This window comes from Ruegeria sp. H4 (assembly GCF_056533065.1).
Map to the genome: position 1 here is coordinate 1,185,524 of NZ_JBQFOC010000001.1, position 21,657 is coordinate 1,207,180.

Annotated in this window: 22 protein-coding genes; 14 read left to right on the top strand and 8 right to left on the bottom strand. The window is 57.6% G+C overall.

Annotated elements, in window-relative coordinates; translation table 11 throughout:
* Positions 1-130: 130 nt before the first annotated feature.
* Positions 131-2,317, bottom strand: coding sequence for a xanthine dehydrogenase family protein molybdopterin-binding subunit (locus ACR0KG_RS06045; RefSeq protein ID WP_480546669.1), 2,187 nt, complete (start codon positions 2,315-2,317; stop codon positions 131-133).
* Positions 2,318-2,319: 2 nt separating this feature from the next.
* Positions 2,320-2,784, bottom strand: coding sequence for a (2Fe-2S)-binding protein (locus ACR0KG_RS06050; protein WP_480546671.1), 465 nt, complete (start codon positions 2,782-2,784; stop codon positions 2,320-2,322).
* 136 nt (positions 2,785-2,920) lie between these two features.
* Between ACR0KG_RS06050 and ACR0KG_RS06055 the strand changes: the two genes are divergently transcribed.
* The 6 genes from ACR0KG_RS06055 to ACR0KG_RS06080 all read left to right on the top strand — a co-directional run bounded on the left by ACR0KG_RS06055 (position 2,921) and on the right by ACR0KG_RS06080 (position 7,576).
* Complete coding sequence (locus ACR0KG_RS06055; protein WP_480546673.1) at positions 2,921-3,529, top strand: TetR/AcrR family transcriptional regulator; 609 nt, start codon at positions 2,921-2,923, stop codon at positions 3,527-3,529.
* Between the two features lie 20 nt (positions 3,530-3,549).
* Positions 3,550-4,647 (top strand): tRNA dihydrouridine(20/20a) synthase DusA, encoded by a 1,098-nt coding sequence (gene dusA / locus ACR0KG_RS06060; protein WP_480826763.1) that lies wholly within the window; start codon positions 3,550-3,552, stop codon positions 4,645-4,647.
* 37 nt (positions 4,648-4,684) lie between these two features.
* A complete protein-coding gene (locus tag ACR0KG_RS06065; protein WP_480546677.1) occupies positions 4,685-5,509 on the top strand; it encodes a sulfite exporter TauE/SafE family protein in 825 nt (274 codons plus the stop codon).
* On the top strand, positions 5,503-6,288 hold the full coding sequence (locus ACR0KG_RS06070) for a hypothetical protein (protein ID WP_480826764.1): 786 nt from the start codon (positions 5,503-5,505) through the stop codon (positions 6,286-6,288). Before ACR0KG_RS06065 ends, ACR0KG_RS06070 begins: the two co-directional genes overlap by 7 nt.
* 35 nt (positions 6,289-6,323) lie before the next feature.
* Positions 6,324-7,052 (top strand): SpoIIAA family protein, encoded by a 729-nt coding sequence (locus ACR0KG_RS06075; protein WP_480546681.1) that lies wholly within the window; start codon positions 6,324-6,326, stop codon positions 7,050-7,052.
* A 302-nt stretch (positions 7,053-7,354) separates the two neighbouring features.
* Complete coding sequence (locus ACR0KG_RS06080) at positions 7,355-7,576, top strand: hypothetical protein (protein WP_480542301.1); 222 nt, start codon at positions 7,355-7,357, stop codon at positions 7,574-7,576.
* 4 nt (positions 7,577-7,580) lie between these two features.
* Here the strand turns inward: ACR0KG_RS06080 and ACR0KG_RS06085 are convergent, their stop codons facing one another.
* The 3 genes from ACR0KG_RS06085 to ccmI are packed head-to-tail and all read right to left on the bottom strand — an operon-like array spanning position 7,581 to position 9,522.
* Positions 7,581-7,814 carry a DUF1289 domain-containing protein gene (locus ACR0KG_RS06085; protein ID WP_480542303.1) on the bottom strand — a complete coding sequence of 78 codons (234 nt, stop codon included), beginning with the start codon at positions 7,812-7,814 and terminating at the stop codon, positions 7,581-7,583.
* A gap of 17 nt (positions 7,815-7,831) precedes the next feature.
* Positions 7,832-8,296 (bottom strand): Holliday junction resolvase RuvX, encoded by a 465-nt coding sequence (gene ruvX / locus ACR0KG_RS06090; RefSeq protein WP_480546685.1) that lies wholly within the window; start codon positions 8,294-8,296, stop codon positions 7,832-7,834.
* Entirely contained in the window at positions 8,293-9,522 is a 1,230-nt protein-coding gene (gene ccmI / locus ACR0KG_RS06095; RefSeq protein ID WP_480546687.1) for a c-type cytochrome biogenesis protein CcmI, read from the bottom strand. Before ccmI ends, ruvX begins: the two co-directional genes overlap by 4 nt.
* A 176-nt stretch (positions 9,523-9,698) precedes the next feature.
* On the opposite strand from ccmI, the gene ACR0KG_RS06100 reads away from it, so the two are divergent.
* The 4 genes from ACR0KG_RS06100 (at position 9,699) to ACR0KG_RS06115 (ending at position 14,975) form a co-directional block, all read left to right on the top strand.
* A complete protein-coding gene (locus ACR0KG_RS06100) occupies positions 9,699-10,943 on the top strand; it encodes a sarcosine oxidase subunit beta family protein (RefSeq protein WP_170530698.1) in 1,245 nt (414 codons plus the stop codon).
* A gap of 61 nt (positions 10,944-11,004) precedes the next feature.
* Positions 11,005-11,334 (top strand): sarcosine oxidase subunit delta, encoded by a 330-nt coding sequence (locus ACR0KG_RS06105; protein ID WP_480542310.1) that lies wholly within the window; start codon positions 11,005-11,007, stop codon positions 11,332-11,334.
* A gap of 67 nt (positions 11,335-11,401) precedes the next feature.
* Complete coding sequence (locus ACR0KG_RS06110) at positions 11,402-14,416, top strand: sarcosine oxidase subunit alpha family protein (RefSeq protein WP_480826765.1); 3,015 nt, start codon at positions 11,402-11,404, stop codon at positions 14,414-14,416.
* Entirely contained in the window at positions 14,409-14,975 is a 567-nt protein-coding gene (locus tag ACR0KG_RS06115) for a sarcosine oxidase subunit gamma (protein WP_480826766.1), read from the top strand. The genes ACR0KG_RS06110 and ACR0KG_RS06115 overlap by 8 nt, the downstream gene beginning before the upstream one ends.
* 42 nt (positions 14,976-15,017) lie before the next feature.
* On the opposite strand, the gene ACR0KG_RS06120 is transcribed toward ACR0KG_RS06115, so the two are convergent.
* The gene (locus ACR0KG_RS06120) at positions 15,018-15,410 is read right to left on the bottom strand and encodes a hypothetical protein (protein ID WP_480546695.1); all 393 of its coding nucleotides are present in this window, start codon (positions 15,408-15,410) and stop codon (positions 15,018-15,020) included.
* 99 nt (positions 15,411-15,509) lie between these two features.
* Positions 15,510-16,271 carry an FkbM family methyltransferase gene (locus tag ACR0KG_RS06125; protein ID WP_480546697.1) on the bottom strand — a complete coding sequence of 254 codons (762 nt, stop codon included), beginning with the start codon at positions 16,269-16,271 and terminating at the stop codon, positions 15,510-15,512.
* Between the two features lie 101 nt (positions 16,272-16,372).
* Here ACR0KG_RS06125 and ACR0KG_RS06130 point away from each other — a divergent pair, with 101 nt between their 5' ends.
* Together ACR0KG_RS06130 and ACR0KG_RS06135 are read left to right on the top strand one after the other, a co-directional pair.
* On the top strand, positions 16,373-16,972 hold the full coding sequence (locus tag ACR0KG_RS06130) for a superoxide dismutase (protein WP_480546699.1): 600 nt from the start codon (positions 16,373-16,375) through the stop codon (positions 16,970-16,972).
* A 269-nt stretch (positions 16,973-17,241) separates the two neighbouring features.
* Entirely contained in the window at positions 17,242-17,703 is a 462-nt protein-coding gene (locus ACR0KG_RS06135; RefSeq protein WP_480542321.1) for a baeRF12 domain-containing protein, read from the top strand.
* Between the two features lie 43 nt (positions 17,704-17,746).
* Here the strand turns inward: ACR0KG_RS06135 and ACR0KG_RS06140 are convergent, their stop codons facing one another.
* Positions 17,747-18,295 (bottom strand): LOG family protein, encoded by a 549-nt coding sequence (locus tag ACR0KG_RS06140; protein ID WP_480826767.1) that lies wholly within the window; start codon positions 18,293-18,295, stop codon positions 17,747-17,749.
* Between the two features lie 127 nt (positions 18,296-18,422).
* Here ACR0KG_RS06140 and ACR0KG_RS06145 point away from each other — a divergent pair, with 127 nt between their 5' ends.
* On the top strand, positions 18,423-19,739 hold the full coding sequence (locus tag ACR0KG_RS06145) for a LysM peptidoglycan-binding domain-containing protein (protein WP_480826768.1): 1,317 nt from the start codon (positions 18,423-18,425) through the stop codon (positions 19,737-19,739).
* Between the two features lie 74 nt (positions 19,740-19,813).
* A complete protein-coding gene (locus ACR0KG_RS06150; protein WP_480826769.1) occupies positions 19,814-21,619 on the top strand; it encodes an ABCB family ABC transporter ATP-binding protein/permease in 1,806 nt (601 codons plus the stop codon).
* The last annotated feature ends 38 nt before the right edge of the window (positions 21,620-21,657 follow it).

Genomic DNA, 21,657 nt, shown 5'->3' on the forward strand with positions numbered 1-21,657 from the left:
GATTAACTGAGATGTATCGAAGCAGGCCCTCGAAGTCACGAAATTTGATCAAATTATTCATAAGGAGCCTTCTGCAAAGAAAAACGCCGCCCAAAGGGGCGGCGCAATTTGCGTTATGGGATCCACTAGATCAGACGAAGCTGATGCCATCCTCTGTCATCGGGTGCGCCGCAATCTGCACGCCGGACAGAGTGTTGATCGCATTGGCCAAAGCAGGCGCCGCTGGGGGCGTTCCTGGCTCACCCACCCCGGTGGGCGCTTCGGCCGATGGCACGATATGGACATCAATGGCGGCAATATCACCGATCCTCAGCGGCTCATAGTCGGGGAAGTTCGATTGATCTACAGCGCCACCGGTCAGCGTGATCTGACCGCGCATCACGTGACCGATGCCATAACCGATGCCACCTTCCATCTGGGCACGGACAACATCAGGGTTAACCGCAATCCCACAATCCACTGCACAGGTCACCCTTTCGATCTTGATGCCCGATTCAGGGTCGCCAGAGACTTCGACGACCTGAGCGGCATAGGATCCAAAGGATTTGTGCACAGCGATACCCTGAGCCCGTCCTTCAGCAGGATTGCCCCAATTGGCCTTCTCAGCCGCCAGTTTCAATACGCCTGCTTTGCGCGACTGATCTGGATCATCACCATCAGCCAGGTAAGAGAGACGGAATTCAACCGGGTCACGACCCGCTGCCTTAGCCGCCAGGTCCATCATGACCTCCATGACGTAACCGGTGTGAGTGTGCCCCACCGACCGCCACCACAGAACCGAAGTTGCCTTGGGCGTATCCGTCAGACCAAGCGCCATACCGGGAATATTGTAGGGGCTGTCTGCAATACCCTCGATCGAGCTGTGGTCGACGCCGTCATGAACCGAGAAGGATTCGAACGGCGTTCCCTTCATGATCGACTGACCGGCCACCTGATGCTGCCATCCGACGATATTGCCATCCGCGTCCAGACCAACCCGCGCTTTGTGACCAAAGGCCGGGCGATAGTATCCGCTGCGGATGTCATCCTCACGCGTCCAAACCAGCTTCACAGGGCGCGACCGGTCTGTGACCACAAAGGCCAGCGCAGCTTCGACCTGATAGTCTGCATCCGGCGTTGCGCGGCGTCCAAAGGACCCGCCAGCCAGCATTGTCTTGATCTGGATTTTCTCTGGTGGCAGTTGGAAGATCTGCTGGTAGGCCATGTGCGGACCGGTCGGCATCTGCGCGCCATCATGCAGAATGATGTCACCCTCTGCGGTCTGTTCGATGGTGCAGTTCAGCGGTTCCATCGGCGCATGGGCCAGCAGGGGGAAATAGAACGACTGTTCGATCACAGTATCCGCACCATCAATGGCTGCGGCGACCGTTGCGGCGTCCGCCTGGTTCACGTTGAACTCTGGCTCTGCGTCCAGCGCGGCCATGATCTCGGCTTTGATTTGGTCCGAGTCACGGGTTTCTGCCGCTGACATGTCCCATTCGACCTCAAGCATGTCTCTTGCCTGAATCGCGGCCCATGTATTTTCGGCATAAACCGCAACACCGGCCTGATTGGGTAGAATAGCCGCGTTGATATAGCCTTTGATCTCTTTCGATGCGCTGTCGTCAAAGCCCAAAGCGATGCCACCGCGCGACTCTGGCCGCTTGATCATGGCCACCATCTGGTTGGGCAGATGCACATCCATCGCAAATTTCGCCTGGCCGTTGCCCTTGATCGCCGAATCCTTGCGGCGCACGCTCTCGTTTCCGATCAATCGGAACTCTGACGGGTCTTTCAGGCGGGGCTCTGCAGGCACCTCCAGTGCAGATGCGGCGGCCACAAATTCTGCAATTGGGGCGGTTTTGTCACCAGCAGTGATGATCCCATCCTCGATCGTGACACCGCTTGGGTTGACGCCCCAGCTTTGGGCGGCAGCATTGATTAGCATATCGCGCGCGGAGGCACCTGCCTGACGGTATTGCATCCACGAATTTGCAATCGCAGTCGAACCGCCAGTTCCCTGGAACGGGCCGAACAGAAGGTTATTGTAAACCTGCGGATCAGATGGTGCGAATTCGTATTCGATCTGATCCATCGTCACGCCAAGCTCTTCGGCGATGATGGTTGGCAGACCGGTTGCTGGGCCCTGACCCATCTCAAAATGCTTGACGATTGCGGTCACGGTGCCATCCGCATCTATTTTCACAAACGGATTGAGCTGGGCGCTGTCCGAGGATGCGGCGGCAAGCACGCCATCGGGGCGGGCACCGATAATCAAAACGGCGCTGGCTGCTGCTGCGCCTTTCAAAAATCCACGGCGGGAGGTGTTGATGGTCATGATCAGGCCTCCAGAATCTCAGATGCGCGCTGAACACCAGCGCGGATGCGTTGATAGGTGGCGCAGCGGCAGGCATTGCCCCACATGTATTCGTCGATTTCTTCAGCACTGGGTTTTGGGTTTTCAGACAAAAGACCCACAGCTGACATCACTTGACCGGATTGGCAGTATCCGCATTGCACCACATCCAGCTCGACCCAAGCTTGTTGCACGGCCGCGCCGATTTTGTCGTCGCCGATCGCTTCGATGGTGGTGATCTCGGCATCCTCCAGATCTTCGATATAGGTCTGGCACGACCGGACAGGCTCGCCGTTGACGTGAACAGTGCAAGCGCCGCATGAGGCAACGCCGCAACCGAATTTGGTTCCGGTCAGCTTGAGCTCATCCCGGATCACCCACAGCAGGGGGGTGCCGGGTTCGGCGTCAACCGTGTGGGTCTCGCCGTTCAGTTTTAGTGAAAGGGCCATGGGGGTCGTCTCCTGTTGGCTGTTACCTGAATCGGTAAACTGGCGCGTTTACATGTGGCACAGGAAATGCGCCCTGTAAACTGATAAGTTTACGTAGTGTTTGACCTGCGCAGGTCAATGGGTCTATAGCTCTGCCATGAACGAATGCAGCGCGCCGAATGCGTCAAAATACGCGCAGATCATCGACGCAGCCGTAGCCGAGTTCCTTGAAAAGGGATTTGCCGCGTCCAGTATGGATCGCATCTCAGCTCGGGCTGAAGTTTCCAAGCGGACACTTTATAAGTATTTCGAAAGCAAGGAAAATCTCTTTCGATCCATTGTCGTGGAGTTATCGAGTAGGTTCGCGGAAGTGGTCGAAATCAAGTACGATTCAAATCGGGACATACGCGAACAGATGACAGAGCTGGCCTGGGCCGAGGGGCGTATTCTGATGCTGCCCGAGGTTATCGCCATGTCGCGCATGGTGATAAGCGAAACTTTGCGCAACCCGATGCTTGCCGCCGAAGCGCAGGGCAAACTGGACAAGACAGCTGCCTTTGTCGACATGCTGAAAGGCGCGGCGGAGGATGGAAAACTAAAAATTGATGACCCTGAACAGGCGGGCAAGGAGTTCATCGGCCTGATCAAGGCGCGTGCGTTCTGGCCCTTGCTGTTCAGTGGTTCGGTGCTCAGCGAGGCCGAGATGGCCGAGACAATTGGGAACAGCGTCGAGATGATGATCAGCCGATATGGGCTTCCTAGCTAAGGGCCTTCTGAGGCGGTTAGATGTCCGATGGCAATCCGGATAAATACAGGTTAGACCCGGCGGGCCGTGCGCATGCTCGTATTTCCAATGCCTGGCCTACAGAGTTAGACGGGGGTTTTGCTGTGACAGGCAAGGCAGTAAGTGCAGCGCGATTGTCTATTGCGCCGATGATGGACTGGACGGATCGTCACTGCCGGTACCTGCATCGGCTGCTCAGTCGCGAGACCTTGTTGTACACAGAAATGGTGACTGCACCCGCTCTGGTAAGGGGTGGGGCATTGCATTTACTCGACTATAATCCCGAAGAACATCCCGTGGCGCTGCAGCTTGGCGGCTCCGATCCTGAGGAGCTGGCACAGGCGGCGCGGCTTGGAGCAGATGCGGGGTATGATGAGATCAATCTGAATTGCGGCTGCCCCTCGGATCGGGTGCAATCCGGAACCTTTGGTGCGGTCTTGATGAAAGAACCGGGTCGCGTGGCCGAATGCGTCTCGGCGATGCGGACATCGGTGGATGTTGACGTGACGGTCAAGTGCCGGATCGGAGTCGATGATCAGCAGCCGCAAAAGGTTCTGCCGGATTTTCTGACCCAAATCCGCGCGGCAGGATGTATGCGGGTGACGATCCACGCCCGAAAGGCCTGGCTGCAAGGGCTCAGCCCAAAGGAAAACCGGGATATCCCTCCGCTTGATTATGATCTGGTGCATCAGATGAAGGCGGAGTTTCCGGATATGCATATTTCGATCAATGGCGGGATCACCTCGCTGGATCAGGCAGAGGCGCATCTTGAGGCAGGGTTGGATGGCGTGATGATCGGGCGTGCGGCCTATCATCAGCCAACCGATATTCTGGCTCAGGCGGATATGAGGATTTACCAGACCGGCGCGACTGTGGATCCAATTGCCGTTGTTCAGGACATGGTGCCATATGTCGAACGCCACCTTGCCAATGGGGGGCGTTTGCACCAGATCACCCGGCATATGCTTGGCCTGTTTGCTGGCCGCCCGGGGGCCCGGGCGTGGCGGCGGGCCTTGTCCGAAGGGGCGGTGCATGACGGGGCCGGGCCGGAAGTGATGTTACAGGCCCTGGACCGTGTCGCACCTATGGCAGAGGCTTAGGAAGGTAACACCGGCACCGCCGGTTCTTGGGGGAAATATGCCCGATACAATGTTGCTGGCGCAGATGCTGGGTCTTTTGCTTGTGATCGGAGCGTTTGCAGGCGTTCTGGCCGGGCTTTTGGGGGTAGGTGGCGGCATCGTGCTGGTGCCGGCGTTCTTCTACGCCTTCCAAACACTAGGATATGGCGGACCACAGTTGATGCAGCTGTGCCTTGCCACGTCTTTGGCGACGATAATCGTCACCTCTATTCGTTCGGTCCTGGCCCACAACAAAAAGGGCGCGGTGGATTGGGATATCCTGCGCGGTTGGGGCCCAGGGATCGCTGTGGGGGCGGTTTTTGGCGTTCTGGTCGCGTCAGCCTTGCGCACCGAAGCGCTGCAGGCGCTTTTTGGGGTGCTGGGCATGGTGATTGGTGCCTATCTGGGTCTGGGAAAATCCGAATGGCGCCTGGGGGATGCAATGCCCAAAGGGATTAAACGCGCGGCTCTTTCACCATCGGTTGGGTTTCTGTCCGTCCTGATGGGGATCGGAGGGGGCAGTTTCGGTGTACCACTTATGAGCCTTTACAACATGCCTATCCACAGGGCGGTTGCAACGGCAGCCGGGTTTGGCGTGATCATTGCTGTACCTTCCGTTCTTGGGTTTTTGTTCCTGGGCATTGCACCGGAACATCGGCCCCCATTGACCATCGGCGCGGTGAACCTTGTCGCCTTTGGCATCGTCGTGGCGATGACTATGATCACCGCGCCCTGGGGGGTAAAGCTGGCCCACGCGATGGACCCGAAGCCGCTTAAGCGCGTCTTTGCCGTGTTCCTGACGCTGGTGGCGCTGAACATGTTGCGCAAGGCGCTGGGATGGTAGGTGATTTCTGGTCGCGTGGATGGGTGAAATTCCCCTATGACCCGGTGCTGGCGGATTGGATCGAACATGCGCTGCCTGCTGCGCAAAAAACGGTGCGCGATCCCGCTTTTGCAGAATGGCTGGATTGCGATGGCACATGGTTTGTTGGTGTTGATGCGCTACCGAATGATACTGAGGGTCGCGTTGGGAACTCAGCGCCACTGGCGGGCAAGGCCGCCACTTTCTTGCAGGATCACTTTGGCCAGCTGCCACTACACCGAGGTCAGGTCTCGGTCATTTATCCCGGATACCCACGCGCCCGACGGGGCGAAAGCGAGGCTGCCGCGCGGTATAGGCGCAATAGGGATGCGGCCCATGTGGATGGATTGCGCCCCATGGGGCGGGATCGCCGACGCCGGATTGACGAACCTCATGCGTGGATATTGGGCATCCCGTTGACCGAGGCCAGCGATGAGGCTGCGCCATTGGTTGTTTGGGATGAAAGCCACAAGGCAATGGGCGCAGCCTTTCGGGATGCGCTGGCGGACCACGCGGGCGATGTTTTGCATACGGTTGATATCACCGATATCTATCAGGCCACACGCCGTACTGTGTTTGAAACCTGTCCCCGGATCACTCTGCCTGCCAAACCGGGTGAGGCCTATGTGTTGCACCGCCACTGTCTGCATGGGGTTGCCCCATGGAGTGATGGGGCCTCGGCCGGGCCAGATGGACGGATGATCGCCTATTTCCGCCCCGAATATCCGGGGGGAGTGGCCGAATGGATCGAATCCCCATAACCTCCAATCATTGTTTTGAGTGGAGGTTTTGAACCATGATTACGGTTCACACGAATTCAGACGGTGCGTTGATAGAAGTCGAACTGTCAGGTGAAGTCACCAGCGCAGACTATTCCCAGACACTGGTTCCTGCGATCGAGGCTGCCTTGGCCAAGCATGAAGCGGTTAGATTGCTGGTCATCGTTCAGCCCGAGTTCAAAGGCTATGATTTGGGGGCCGCCTGGTCCGATACCAAGCTGGGGCTCAGCCACTGGCGTGGGTTTGACCGGATCGCGGTTGTCGCCGATCAGGGTTGGGTGCAAACCAGTATCCGTCTGGCCGCCCCGATCCTACCCTGTCCGACGCAGGTGTTCGAGATGGCAGAACTGGAAGCTGCACGGCGATGGATGCGTGAGTCTCTGGGATCGATCCATGTCACCGATCTGGGCGGACCCTGTGTTCAGATCAGTCTGTTGGGCAAGCTGGACCCAGACGAATACAGCAAGGCCGAGGAAGCACTGGACGCTGTTCTGCAAGGGCGCGAGAGCTTTCGGTTGCTGATTGACCTGCGCGAGTTTGACGGCTGGCAAGGTCTATCGGCACTGGCTGCGCATTTCCGTCTGGCTCGAAATCACATCCGCCTGCTAGATCGCGCGGCCATCGTTGGTGATGCAGCCTGGCAGCATATCGCACAGCGCGTGGCGCGTCATATCCTGGGCGTTCGCACGCAGTTTTTCCCCTCGGCCGAGGTGGAAAACGCCAAATCCTGGCTGGCTGCTGGCTGAAATCTGCACAAACTCGATTCGAACACGGGCATTGGAGTGCGCGTATTGGCGCGTTTAGTGCCGATAGACGTCGTTTGTGACGTAAGGGAATTTGTGGGTATTTGTTGGAAATTCCAGTTTTGTACTCAAAAACGATCAAAATTTGAGAGTTTTCCCCGTAAAATTGAGGATCGAACTGGCTACCTCGGCGCTGTCGCCGCGGGTTGCCACTCACGCCGGAAACGTTCTTGAGCACGACCCCTCTCAGCTCGAACGCTGCCCGCGGCGGCACTGATTATTTAATTCACTAAAGGATGCTCGAAATGACGTTCAGGACTGTCTTAAATAAAATCTTTTCCGCCCGCGGCGTTGTTCAGACTTTGCCCGGTGATCTGGCTGAGGTTCATGAGCTCACGACCCCAGATCAACTCAAAACCAGCCAATCCGAGATCGCAGGTCTATTTGCCGAGGAATTGCGTGGCCGCCATCCAATTCACGATGCAGCACGTACAAAACTGCCAGAGCATCACGACACAGCGAACTGATGAGTTACAACCCGTTCAAACGCGCGGCCCGACCGCCCCGACGTTTCGCAAGACGCGGCTTGCGGTTGGGCAGGTCTTCCATGACTTCCGCGCGCTCTGAGCTGTCCATCTTGGACCAGCGGGTGATCTCATCAATCGTGCGGTAGCAGCCGGTGCAAATACGCTCAGTCGGGTGTACGACACAGATCTGGATACAGGGGCTTTCCACCTCGTTCCGTTTCCAAACCATGTTTGTCATGTGCGGTCTCCGACCCGTTACAAAAAGCGCAACCTGTCGAGCGCTCCTTGAAGGATATAACCCGCTGCGACATGATCAATAACCTGTCCGCGACGTTTTCGTGTCGTATCCGCCTCTAACAGTGCCTTTTCTGCCGCAACTGTGCTGAGGCGTTCATCCCAGAACCCGATGGGGCATGCGGTCAGACGCGACAGGTTGCGGGCAAAGGCGCGGGTCGATTGGCACCTGGGCCCTTCGGTTCCGTCCATGTTTTTCGGCAGGCCCAGAATGATGCCACCGATCTCACGATCGGCGATCAATTCAAGCAATCGGGCGGAATCGAGGGTGAACTTTTTGCGGCGCACGGTTTCAAGCGGGCTTGCCACGCCGCGCATTCGGTCTGACACGGCAACGCCGATCGTCTTTTCGCCTAGGTCCAGACCCATCAGCGCCGTCATCGGTGCCAGAGTGGCAGCAAATTCTTCGAACGTATCATGGATCATTGGGCAATACCCGCCTGCAGCGCTGCGGCGTCGATCAGTTGCAGGGCGGCGGTGTTGCCAGCAAATACGGTCACGGCTTCGTCGCGGATATCGATGGCGCGTTGGGCTTGTCCCAGAACGCCGAGTGCTGCGATCAGGCGCGCCCATTCTTCGGGGGTTCCGCCCTCGGTCGCCAAACGATCCGACAGTTGGTTCACCATGCCTTGTATAATCTCCTGCCGTTCTTCTGGCGTCATATCGGCAGCAGCAGCCACATCCTGCTGGCTGGGACCAGATTGTCCCGGTACAGGGGCAGTTTCGGGGGCATTGAAGACACCTGCGCGCCAGGCAAGGTCATCCAATTGGGTCCGGATCGCCTCGGCCCATGGCGCGCCCGCAGGGGCATCGCGCAAGGTTTCGATCCAGACGCGATACGCGATGTCCGGGCGACCGATCTGTGCCAGCATCTGACCAGAGTAGTATCGCGCGGGGCCGTGGTTCGGATCGCGATCCAGGGCGTGCGAAAGGGCCTGTTCGGCCTCGGGTGAGACATAGCCATTCGCTGCCAAAATCATCATTTCAGCAAGATCCGCATAAGCGTCAGCTGTTGCCGCGTCGCCTGACAGTTCAATCACCCGTTGCTGCGCTGCATACCCCGCGCGAAAATTCCCGGCATTTGTTTCATGTTGCGCCAGCAGCATCTGCCCTTGCAGATCGTCAGGGCGCGCTGCAACTGTTTCACGTAACTGACCGAGAAGGCTGGCATAACTTTCATCCAACTGCCTTGGCGGAGGCGCAGGCGTCATTTCTTCGACGATGGCTTGCGAGGGCCGGTTCTCGCGGACGTCTTCCGCCAGTTCGATCCGCGCCTGAAGCGGCATATCCGGCAAACCTACGGCACCTAGACGTTGATACATAAACGCCGCACCGCCGACGAGTATCAGTGCCAGCCCGCCAATCACAATCAAGGACACGACCCGCGAAGGGCCGACCTCGGAAGTCTTTTTGTTCATCTGGGCATCTGCCGCCAGAATACGGCGAGAGATTTCGGTGCGCACCCTCTCGGCGTCTGCCTCGCCGATCACGCCGCGGGCCAGATCGCGGTCAACGCCCACCAGTTGTTCCCGGTAGACACGAAGGTCATAGGCTGCGGCGGGCTCTGCATCGCGGCGACCACGGAGCAAGCTGTAGCTTAGAAAGGCTGCAATCAGCAGCGCGATGGACAGTATCAGAACCCAGAACGTCATGGCTCCTCCGAAGTAGCTGATCTGACTTAGACCCGCCAGTCGTTTGACAAAAGGGACAAATGGCCGCGAATGGACGACATGTCGCAATAGTGCGATATTGCGGCGTTGTGCGGCAGAGATATTCTGCTGCTTCAAGGCATATCTGCGCCCAATCACCGAACCGGATGGATTCGCATATGAAACACTATTCAGCCTTTGCTGTTGCGCGCGAAGCGTTGCGCTATCACACAGGATGGGAACGCGCGTGGCGATCCCCTGAACCCAAGAAACGTTATGACGTGATTATCGTTGGTGCGGGGGGGCATGGTCTGGCGACGGCCTACTATCTGGGCAAGAACTACGGCATCCAGAATATCGCGATCATCGAAAAGGGTTGGCTGGGCGGTGGTAACACCGGTCGGAATACGACCATCATCCGGTCGAACTATCTGCAGGACCCATCGGCGGCTTTGTACGAAAAAGCACGCAGCCTGTACGAGGATCTGAGCCAGGACCTGAACTACAATGTCATGTTCAGCCCGCGCGGCGTGATGATGCTGGCGCAGACCCAACACGAAATTCGGGGTTACCAGCGCACGGCGCATGCGAATGCCCTGCAAGGGGTCAAAACCGAATGGATCGGGCCTGAGCGGGTCAAGCAGCTGGTGCCGATTATCAATATCGATGGCCCGCGCTATCCGGTTCTGGGGGCGCTGTGGCAGGAACGTGGTGGTACCGCGCGCCACGATGCGGTTGCCTGGGGCTATGCGCGTGCTTGCTCGGCCATGGGCATGGACATCATCCAAAAATGCGAGGTCACCGGGGTTCGGTCGGAAAATGGCCGCGTCGTTGGTGTCGACACCACCAAGGGTGCCATCGACTGTGACAAGCTGGGCATCGTGGTTGCCGGGCATTCCGGTCAGCTGGCCGAGATGGCGGGTTTCCGTCTGCCGTTGGAAGCGGTGGCGCTGCAGGCGCTGGTTTCCGAGCCGATCAAACCCTGCATGGACGTGGTCGTGATGGCCAACACAGTGCATGGCTATATGAGCCAGTCCGACAAAGGTGAGATGGTTATTGGCGGCGGCACCGACGGGTTCAACAACTACACCCAACGCGGCAGTTTCCACCATATCGAAGAAACCGTGCGCGCGCTGATCGAAACCTTCCCGATGATCTCACGTCTGAAAATGCTGCGTCAGTGGGGTGGTATCGTGGACATGACCGGCGACCGTTCGCCCATTCTGTCAACCACGCCGCTGGGCAATTGCTTTATCAACTGCGGTTGGGGCACTGGCGGCTTCAAGGCCATTCCCGGCTCGGGTTGGGGCATGGCGCAGCTGATGGCCACAGGTCATTCGCCGCTGACCGAAGCTTTCACGATGGACCGCTTCAAAGAGGGCCGCTTTATCGACGAAAGCGTTGCCGCCGGAGTGGCGCACTGATGCATCCGCAGTTCTCGGAAACCCTGTTGTCTCAACTCTGCGTCTTCAAGGAGACTGCATCATGCTGACACTCAAATGCCCATTCACCGGCGCCATGCTGGATGAAACCGAACTCCATTGTGGCGGTGAAGCGCATCGTAAACGCTTTGGCCCGGGCTCCTCGGATGAGGAGTTTGAAAGCTACATGTTCACCCGCGAAAACGCGCGCGGTGTGCATTTCGAGCTTTGGCTACACGCCTATGGAATCGGGAAATGGTTCATCGCAGCCCGCGATACCGACACGCTTGAGGTCTACGGAACATATCCGGCCCAGACCACTGAACCGCCGCAAGAGATCAAAGACGCCATCACGGCCAAACGCCCCGGCTGGTCGTGGAGAGAGTTCTCCTGATGCATCACCTGTTCAAAAATACTCCCGCCGGAAGTCCTGATGCTTCCACCTGCGAAAGGTCCGCACAATGAGCACCCGTCTCGCAAAACAAGGCCGGCTGGTTGACCGGTCGAAAAAGGTTACCTTTTCCTTCAACGGCACCTCAATGCAGGGCTTTGAGGGCGATACGCTGGCCTCGGCCCTGCTGGCCAATGACCAGATGATGGTGGGCCGGTCATTCAAGTACCACCGCCCGCGCGGTATGGTCGCCAGCGGCGCGGAAGAACCGAACGCATTGGTCGGTCTGGGGCAGGGCAACCGGTTCGAGCCGAACCAGCGCGCCACTACGACCGAGCTGTTCAACGGGTTGACCGCAACCTCGCAGAACCACTGGCCGAACCTGGAATTCGACATTGGTGCGGTCAACACCGCTCTGGCACGGTTCCTGCCTGCCGGGTTCTACTACAAGACGTTCATCCATCCGAAACCGTTCTGGAAACACGTCTACGAGCCGTTCATTCGCCAATCTGCAGGTCTGGGCAAAGCGCCCGACAAGGACAGCCGCGATGCGGATACTTATGAGCATTTCTACGCCTTCACCGATGTGTTGGTGATCGGCGGTGGTGTCGCAGGCCTGCAAGCGGCCAAAGTGGCGGCTGCGTCTGGCGCCAAAGTCATGCTGATCGAGCAGACAGCCCATTGGGGTGGTCGTGCTCCGGTTGATGGCGGTTCGATCAATGGTGAGTCTGTGGATAAGTTCGTGGAACAATTGGTTTCCGAACTCGAAACGATGGACAATGTCACCATGCGCACCCGCTGTATGGGCGCGGGGGTTTACGACCATGGTTATGTGCTGGGCTATGAACGTCTGACTGATCACAAACCCGGCACCCAGGGCCCGCGCCATCGCCTGTGGCGCATCCGCGCCAAGCAGGTAGTGACTGCGACGGGTGCGATTGAACGCCCCTTGTCCTTTGCGGGCAACGACGTGCCGGGTGTGATGCTGGCCTCGGCCATGCGCGATTACGTTGTGAACTGGGGCGTGACCCCAGGCCAGCGCGTGATCGTGGCCACCAACAATGACGATGCATACCGAACCGCGATTATCCTGAAACAGGCCGGAGTTGATGTGTTACGCGTGGTCGATGCCCGCGCCGCGGCAGGTCCGCTGGCCGAGGAGGCGCGCCAGTTGGGTATTCGTGTGGATCCCGGCAAGGCGATTGCCAAGGTCAAAGGCGGCAAGCGTGTCAAGAAAGTCGCCATCTGCAATCAAGAAGGCATCGGCGGCGCTCGCGAAGAGGTCGAGGCCGATGCGGTCGCCATGTCCGGTGGCTGGTCCCCGGTTGTGCACATGTGGTCGCATTGCGGCGGCAAGCTGATTTGGGATGAGGCAAATGCCCATTTCCGCCCCGATCCCGCGCGCCCTCCGCGCGGAGCCGATGGTGAAGGTTTCGTTTTGGCCGCAGGTAGCTCGAACGGGCCGCTTGCACTGGGCGATGTTCTGACCGACGCGGATGCAGCGGGCAAAGCGGCGGCGAAAGCGGCCGGGCACAAACCCAAACGCACCAAGGCTCCGGCAGGTGAAACCACCGCCGAGGCGCCATTGGAACCGGTCTGGCTGATGCCAGCCAATGCAGAAATCCAACTGCGCGCCAAGTCCTGGCTGGACTTCCAGAATGATGTCAAAGTCTCGGACGTTCAGTTGGCCGCGCGCGAAGGATATGAAAGCGTTGAGCATACCAAGCGTTACACCACGCTGGGCATGGCGACCGATCAGGGTAAGCTGAGCAATATCAACGGTCTGGCGATCCTTGCTGATGCGCTGGATTCGGAGATTCCGAAGGTCGGCACCACCACTTTCCGCCCGCCTTACACGCCTATCTCGCTGGCCTCGATTGGTGGTGAAGCACGTGGCGAAATCTTCCAACCGATCCGTCAGACCCCGATGCACAATTGGCACGACAAGAACGGCGCCGATTGGGAACCAGTCGGCCATTGGCGCCGGACCTATGCCTATGTCCGTCCCGGTGAATCTGTGCATGACGCCGTGAACCGTGAGGTGAAGAACACCCGCGGGAACCTCGGCCTGCTGGATGCCTCGACGCTGGGCAAGCTGATCGTCAAAGGCCCGGATGCAGGCAAGTTCCTGGACATGATGTATACCAACATGATGTCCACGTTGAAGATCGGTAAATGCCGCTATGGCCTGATGTGTTCCGAGAACGGCTTCCTGATCGACGACGGCGTTGTCGCGCGGATCGATGAGGATACATGGCTGTGCCACACCACCACTGGCGGCGCCGAGCGTATCCATGGTCATATGGAAGAATGGCTGCAGACCGAATGGTGGGACTGGAAAGTCTATGTCGCTAACGTGACCGAGCAATACGCTCAGGTCGCCGTGGTTGGCCCCAATGCCCGCAAGGTTTTGGAAAAGCTGGGCGGCATGGATGTCAGCAAAGAGGCGCTGCCCTTTATGGAATGGCGCGATGGCAAGATCGGTGACTTCGACTGCCGTGCTTATCGCATCTCGTTCTCGGGTGAGCTGTCTTATGAGATCGCCGTGCCTGCGTCGCAGGGTCAGGCGTTCTGGGATGCGCTGATGGAGGCAGGCAAAGAATTCGGCGTGATGCCTTACGGCACCGAGTGTTTGCACATCCTGCGGGCCGAAAAGGGCTTTATCATGATCGGGGATGAGACCGACGGCACCGTGATCCCTCAGGATCTTGGGCTGCATTGGGCTCTGTCCAAGAAGAAAGAAGACTATCTGGGCAAACGCGCCCATTCGCGCAGCCACATGGCCGACCCGGACCGCTGGAAACTGGTCGGGCTGGAGACTGTGGATGGTTCCGTCATCCCAGATGGCGCTTATGCGGTGGGCGAGGGCGTCAACGCCAACGGTCAGCGCAATATGATCGGGCGTGTCACCTCGACCTACTACTCGGCCAATCTGGGCAAAGGCATCGCCATGGGTCTGATCAAGCATGGGCCCGATCGGATGGGAGAGATTGTCGAGTTCCCGGGTACCGATGGCAAAACCTACAAAGCCAAGATCGTAGATCCGATCTTCTATGACAAAGACGGGGAGAAGCAGAATGTCTGAACCCATCAGCGCCCTGAATCATGCAAGCTATGACGGCATCGCTAAGATCGAGGAATGCGGACTGCAGGGCATGATCACCCTGCGCGGCAACCAATCCGACAAGGTGCTGGCCAAGGCGATCAAAGATGCCACCGGGCAAAAAGTGCCCGATCAGCATCAGGCGCTGGTGAACGGTGATACCGGCGTCTGCTGGATGTCCCCGGACGAGTTGCTGGTGCTGGTCCCATATGCTGAGGTCGAAGCCAAACTGGCCGCCATGACCAATGCGCTGGGTGGAACGCATGCCTTAGCTGTCAACGTCTCGGATGCCCGTGCGGTGTTTCGGGTCTCCGGCGCAACAGCACGCGAGGTGATGGGCAAGGTTGCCCCGGTCGATTTCTCGGGCGACGCGTTCCAACCCGGCCAAATCCGCCGCTCGCGTCTTGCCCAGGTGGCAGGTGCATTCTGGATGGATGACGCCAACAGCTTCCGCGTGGTCTGCTTCCGCTCAGCGGCGGATTACGTGTTCAAACTGCTCAAGGTGGCGGCGCAGCCCGGCAGTGAGGTTGGGGTTTACTGATTTGCATTAATAAGGCCCCGACTTAGACGGGGCCTTGTTGTATCATTTGTTAGACGAACAAGTCCCTACGCCATAGGGTTTGTTCGCAAAGTTGCCCTGCAAAAATGCCATACGAACTTTGACTGAGTTATCTGACGGATTCAGGTTAGCCTGGTATCGAACGCGGACATTTCCGCCGGCGGCCATTGTTTCGTCGATGTTCCATACAAGGCGATAACCCTTGGAACCACGATTTTTGAATTTGGCTTCTGCCCAGTCCTGATAAGAGCTTGCTGCCATTGCGGACGTCGCGGCCGGATCGATGCGGAACGAATATTCTGACGCGATCCAGCCATGGCTATCCTGCTTGGTCATTTTGCAGACATAGTTAACGGATTCTGTGGCTGCGACTTGTGTGCCAATTAGTGTGAACAATGCGATAGTAAGATGTTTCATGAATGCCTGTCGTGATTGATTTGGTGTCGCCAAGGCAGCACCTTAAGCGCGAAAAGGCAAGTTAAATTGCTCGATTAACAAGAAACTCAATTGACGCGTCTATGCGTGCAACAGAACCGTTTGAAACCTAGAAAGTGCCTCGGGCTTCAGCAGTTGCTCGATCGTAACTGGATCAAAGTTCTCGTCGCTGAGATTGGAGTAAAAACTCAATGAGTTCAGCAGGCTCTGTGTAGCTTCAAGCCTTTCATCTTCGGCCAATAGTGGTGCGTGAAGTGACAAATACAGCGCTGGTTTTTGTCGTTCTAGCCAAGCAATCAACGTCGGCAGAACAAAAAACTCGGCCCCTTCAATATCCATTTTGACCAGTGAAACCTTCGACAGATCACAGGTCGACTGGAATTGCTCCCATGTGATCGTCAGCGCGTCATTCCCATGCGCTTCGTCGTGCAGCAGGGACGTGGTTGAATCCCCGGGCTCGCCCCAGACCGAGGCCATTCTGGCCACACCAAACGTGTCGGACAAGGCGACACCGAAAGCAGAGACATTTCTGATCTGGTTCAAGTCCAGATTCCACGCCAGAAACCGATAGGCCGCTGGATCAGGTTCAAAGCAATAGACATGCCGGGCTTTGCGGGCCCCATACAGAACCGTCGGGCCGATCCAGGCCCCGATATCAAGGTAGTCGCTATCGGGCGTCAGAAATTTGTCGAGAACCTTGAACGTTTCAGGTTCCCATGTTCCATCGCCTGCTTCGCGCCAGAACTTGGAATGGTACGGATCAAGGCGAAAAGCCTCACTATTCAGATTGCCTGTATAGTATCCGCGCGCGCGGTAGAACATCTTGCGTGCCTTTGTTCGCATCGCGGACCTTTCGGTTTTATTGTCGCGGCCCTTGACCTGCGGCGCTTGCCAAAGCATTTAACCTTTGGAAACCGCAACATTCATTTCAACAGGGGGCCGACATGGCTTTTGAACTTCCTGATCTTCCTTATGCACATGACGCGCTGGCAGCCAAGGGTATGTCCGCTGAAACACTGGAATTTCACCACGACCTGCACCACAAGGCCTATGTCGATAACGGCAACAAGCTGATCGCGGGCACTGAGTGGGACGGTAAGACGCTGGAAGAGATCATCGTCGGCACCTATGACGCCGATGCCGTGGCGCAGAACGGTATCTTCAACAACATCAGCCAGCTGTGGAACCACAACCAGTTCTGGGAGATGATGGGTCCCGGCGACAACGCGATGCCCGGTGAGCTGGAAAAAGCACTGACCGAGAGCTTTGGCTCGGTCGACGAGTTCAAGTCGCAGTTTAGCGCGGCGGGTGCCGGTCAGTTCGGCTCGGGCTGGGCGTGGCTGGTGAAAAACGCAGACGGCTCGCTGGCCGTGACCAAAACCGAGAACGGCGTGAACCCGCTGTGCTTTGGTCAGACCGCGCTGCTGGGCTGTGACGTGTGGGAGCACAGCTACTACATCGACTTCCGCAACAAGCGTCCGGTTTACCTGTCGAACTTCCTCGACAATCTGGTAAACTGGGAAAACGTTGCATCGCGCATGTAGTATCTGACCCGACTACGGGTCTATAAGGGCCTGCTGGCGGAGACGCTGGCAGGCCTTTTTGCTGCGAACAACCGTTCATAAACGAAGTTTCATGCTGAGACGGGATTGAATGCGGCCCTTCAATGCTTACCTAAGGTGAAGCGGACCGGGAGAGCCGCAAACCACATACCAACAGACAGGCAAAGCGTCGGATGCGTCCGGCAACGTGGGAACCAACCCCGCCTGATTGACGAGGGATGCGTCTAAAAACGTCATAACAGGAGATCTCGATGGTCGCACTTTCACAGGGAACTTGGGTCATTGTCGCAGATGGAGAGAAGGCATTGTTCATGGAAAACATAACTGATGCCGAAGACCCCAATCTGGTTGTTGTTTCAGTCGAAGAAACAGACATGCCAGCTGCACAACCTTCTGACCGGGCGGGGCGGCGCAATGATGGCGGACCGAACCAGAAGTCAGCCTTGAATGATCCGTCTTGGAAGGCCCATGCCAAGTCTCTGTTTGTGCAGGAATTGGCAACTTTGCTGAACCGCAAGGGGCTGAAGGGTGCCTATAAGCGCCTTGTTCTGGTCGCAAGCCCGCATGTTCTGGGATTGCTGCGCCGGCGTTTGCACAGTGAGGTGCTGGCCAAAGTTGTGGCTGAGGTCGATAAGACGCTAACGAACCACCCGCTCCACAAGGTCGAACAGGTTTTAAGGCAGCGTCTTAAGCCCACACACCGTTTAGCTTAACCCTGTTTGGGCGGCACATGCCGCCCAGCCGTACCGCGCGCGGTTAGATATTTGTGCGCAAGGCTGCTATTGCTGCATCGGCGCTGTCGACCCAGGTGACAAACGCAGCAAGCGACTGTTCGGCAAAACCCTGATCAACGACATGATCCAGCAATGTTTTTAAAGCGTCCCAATACCCATCTACATTCACCACGACAATAGGCTTGTCGTGCAAGCCCAACTGCCGCCATGTGAGTGCTTCGAACAGCTCGTCCAGCGATCCGGGGCCACCGGGCAGAACAACCACCGCGTCAGCGTTCATGATCATGACTTTCTTGCGCTCGTGCATTGTTTCGGTGATCACGAAATGGGTCAGGTCGGTCTTACCGACCTCGCGCTGAACCAGATGCACGGGTATGACCCCAAACGTCTCTCCGCCCGCGTTTTGAGCGGCGCGCGCAACCTCTCCCATCAGGCCGACATCACCCGCGCCATAGACCAGCCGCCAGCCCTCGCGCGCCAGCAGAGTCCCAAGCGATTTGGCCGCGCTGGCATAGGCTTTGTTAGCGCCATCGCGTGACCCGCAATACACACAGACAGACTTGTGAGACATGAATTTGACGCTCCGGGGTTGTGTCAGAGGTTTTGACCCGTGATAGCGGGATTGATAAATTGGCTCAACTGTCCGCCTGAACACATTCAGAAACCATGTGTTTGTGCTGCGGGGTGAAAGGAAAACAATGGACGCCAAGTCGGGAAACGGAAGTTCGAGCAACTTCGTATGGGGAGTCGTTGCCGCAATAGTCGCTCTGTTGGGCTTGGGCGGGGCATACCTGTCTGGTGCATTTGACAGCGCGCCGGACCAAGCGGATGCGCCTCAGGAACAAACTGCAGCTGCGCCTGCGCCCGAAGCATCAGAGCCGAGCGCACAGGCGGCGGACACCGAGACCGACGCTCCAGCCGACGCGGAACCAGACACTGTGGCAGAGGTCGATGCGGATGCCGACGCGGATGAACCCGCTCAGGAGGTGACGGAAGCACCTCAGATAACCGCTGCGGTTTTGGATCAGATCTTCGTCGAAAAAGATGGCAATGCGTTGCTGTCGGGTGAAGCTGCGCCCGGGAGTGAGATTCGGGTTTTGCTGGATGGCGAAGCTGTGCACAGCTTTACGGTCGACAATACCGGACAGTTTGCCGAGTTTGTTTCGATCCCGTTCAGTGAGGTTGCGCGGGGATTGGTGTTGGAAACGTCTGATGGTGAGGTGACTGCCCAATCCGATGACTACCTGATTGCGGCCCTGCCGAAACCTGTTGAAGAAGAGCAGGTCGCCAGCGCCGATCCTTCCGTAACACCCGAGGATAACGAGTCTGACACTGCTGCCCCGTCTGACACCTCTGGCACCACAGACGCTGGGGAACAGCCCCAACAGCCTGCGGATACTGAGGTTGCTGAGGCTCCGGCCGAAAGCGCATCACCGGCTGAAGCCACATCAGATGATCAGCAAGTGGCGGTGCTGCGCTCGGGCGAAGAAGGGGTCGAACTGGTTCAATCTCCATCGACGGAGCCGACAGAGCCCGAGCAAGTGGAACTGGATACGATCGGCTATTCGGATACGGGCGATGTTCAATTGACGGGCCGGGTCACCGAAGGTTCGGCTGTGCGCCTCTATCTGAACAACCGTCTGGTTGCGGATGTTACGCCTGAGACAGGTGGCAATTGGAGAGGTGAGTTGCAGGGGATTGAACCCGGTGTTTACACCCTGCGCGTTGATGAGGTCGGCACCGATGGTACCGTTGTCAGTCGCCTTGAGACGCCGTTCAAGCGTGAGCCTGTCGAGGTTCTGCAAGCGGCAGACACCGCGTCAACCGCGGACGCCGCCGCTGAAACACCCCCTATACGCCAGGTCACGGTGCAAAAAGGGGATACCTTGTGGGCGATTTCGCGTGAACGTTTTGGCGATGGCGTCCTTTACGTGCGCCTGTTCGATGCCAACCGCGATCTGATCCGTGATCCTGATCTGATCTATCCGGGGCAGATTTTCACGATCCCCGAATAAAAACTTCTGGCCCTTTGAGGGCCAGACGATATCTCTGACCGCAGATAAGGCACGTGATGAGACGGACGGTCCCGATGACTTCTGACGAATTGGCCGAGATCGACGAACGCCGCTCGGGCTGGCGAACGATCCGCAAGGTGACGCCGTATTTGTGGCCCGAGGATGAGCCTTGGGTGAAACGCCGGGTGGTGATTGCGATGGCCATGCTGGTGCTTGCCAAGCTGATCGCGGTCTATACGCCAATCCTGTACAAAGGGGCGGTCGATGTATTGGCCGGCGAAGGGGTGCCGGCCGTGGCGCTGGGCGCAGTCGGTTTGACCGTCGCTTATGGTGTCGCGCGGATGATGACAGTGGGGTTTCAGCAGCTACGGGATGCAGCCTTTGCACCAGTGGGTCAGAGGGCCCTGCGCGCGCTGGCGCTAGAGACCTTCCAGCATATCCATCAGCTTTCGATGCGGTATCACGTCTCTCGCCGTACCGGTGGGCTTAGCCGGATTATCGAGCGTGGCGTCAAAGGGGTCGACTTTCTGCTGCGGTTCTTGCTGTTCTCAATCGGACCGCTGATCTTGGAACTGTTGCTGATCGCCATCATCCTGATGTGGCTGTTTGACGTTTGGTATCTGGTCGTCGTGGCGGCGACGATCACGCTATATATCTGGTTCACCTTTGCGGTTACCGAATGGCGCGTGAAACTGCGGCGCGAAATGAACGATCAGGATACCGAAGCGAACCAGCGCGCCATCGACAGCCTGTTGAACTTCGAAACCGTCAAGTACTTCAATGCCGAAACGCGTGAGGCAGAACGATACGATGTCTCGATGAAAGCCTATGCTGGGGCGGCTTTGAAAACAGCCTATTCATTGGCATTTCTGAATTTCGGCCAGTCCTTCCTGATCACCTGTGGCCTGATCGGTGTCATGGTGTTGGCCGCCATCGGGGTGCAAAATGGCTTACTCACCGTGGGTGATTTTGTGATGGTGAATGCCTACATGATCCAGATCACCGTGCCGCTGAATTTTTTGGGCACAGTGTACCGCGAAATCCGGCAGTCCTTAGTTGATATGGGTCAGATGTTTGATCTGTTGGAACAGCCTGCCGAGGTTGAAGACAAGCCCGCGGCGCCCGACCTTCAGGTCAACGGGGGTGAGGTTACCTTGCAGGATGTGCGTTTCGGCTATGAGGCCGAGCGCGAAATCCTCAAAGGTGTGTCCTTGACCGTCCCCGCCGGACAGACAGTGGCCATCGTTGGCGCGACCGGATCAGGTAAGTCGACCATCGGGCGTTTGCTGTTTCGCTTTTACGACGTCACCGGCGGATCGCTGAAGATTGATGGCCAGGATGTGCGTGATGTGACGCAGGACAGCCTGCATGCCTCTATCGGTGTGGTGCCGCAGGATACTGTCCTGTTCAATGACACCATCCGTTACAACATCGCTTATGGTCGGGATGGCGCGACGCAGTCGGATGTAGAAGAGGCCGCACGCGCAGCGCAGATACACGAGTTCATCACCTCTCTGCCTGAGGGGTACGATACCAAGGTTGGCGAGCGCGGGTTGAAACTGTCAGGCGGTGAGAAGCAGCGCGTTGGCATCGCCCGGACGCTGCTTAAGAACCCACCCATTCTGCTGCTGGACGAGGCGACCTCGGCGCTGGATACCGACACCGAGCAAGAGATCAAAGATGCCTTGGCCCGCGCGGGTGAGGGGCGCACAGTTATTACGATTGCCCATAGGCTCAGCACGATTGCCGAGGCGGATCAGATCGTAGTTCTGGAAAGCGGCGAGATTATCGAACAAGGCACCCATGATGCATTGTTGACGCATGAGGGGCGTTATGCGCAGCTTTGGAGCCGCCAGCAATCAGATACTCAGGTTGCTTGATCTGATCTTTGTTCAGCCACTATTCGACGCAACAAAAA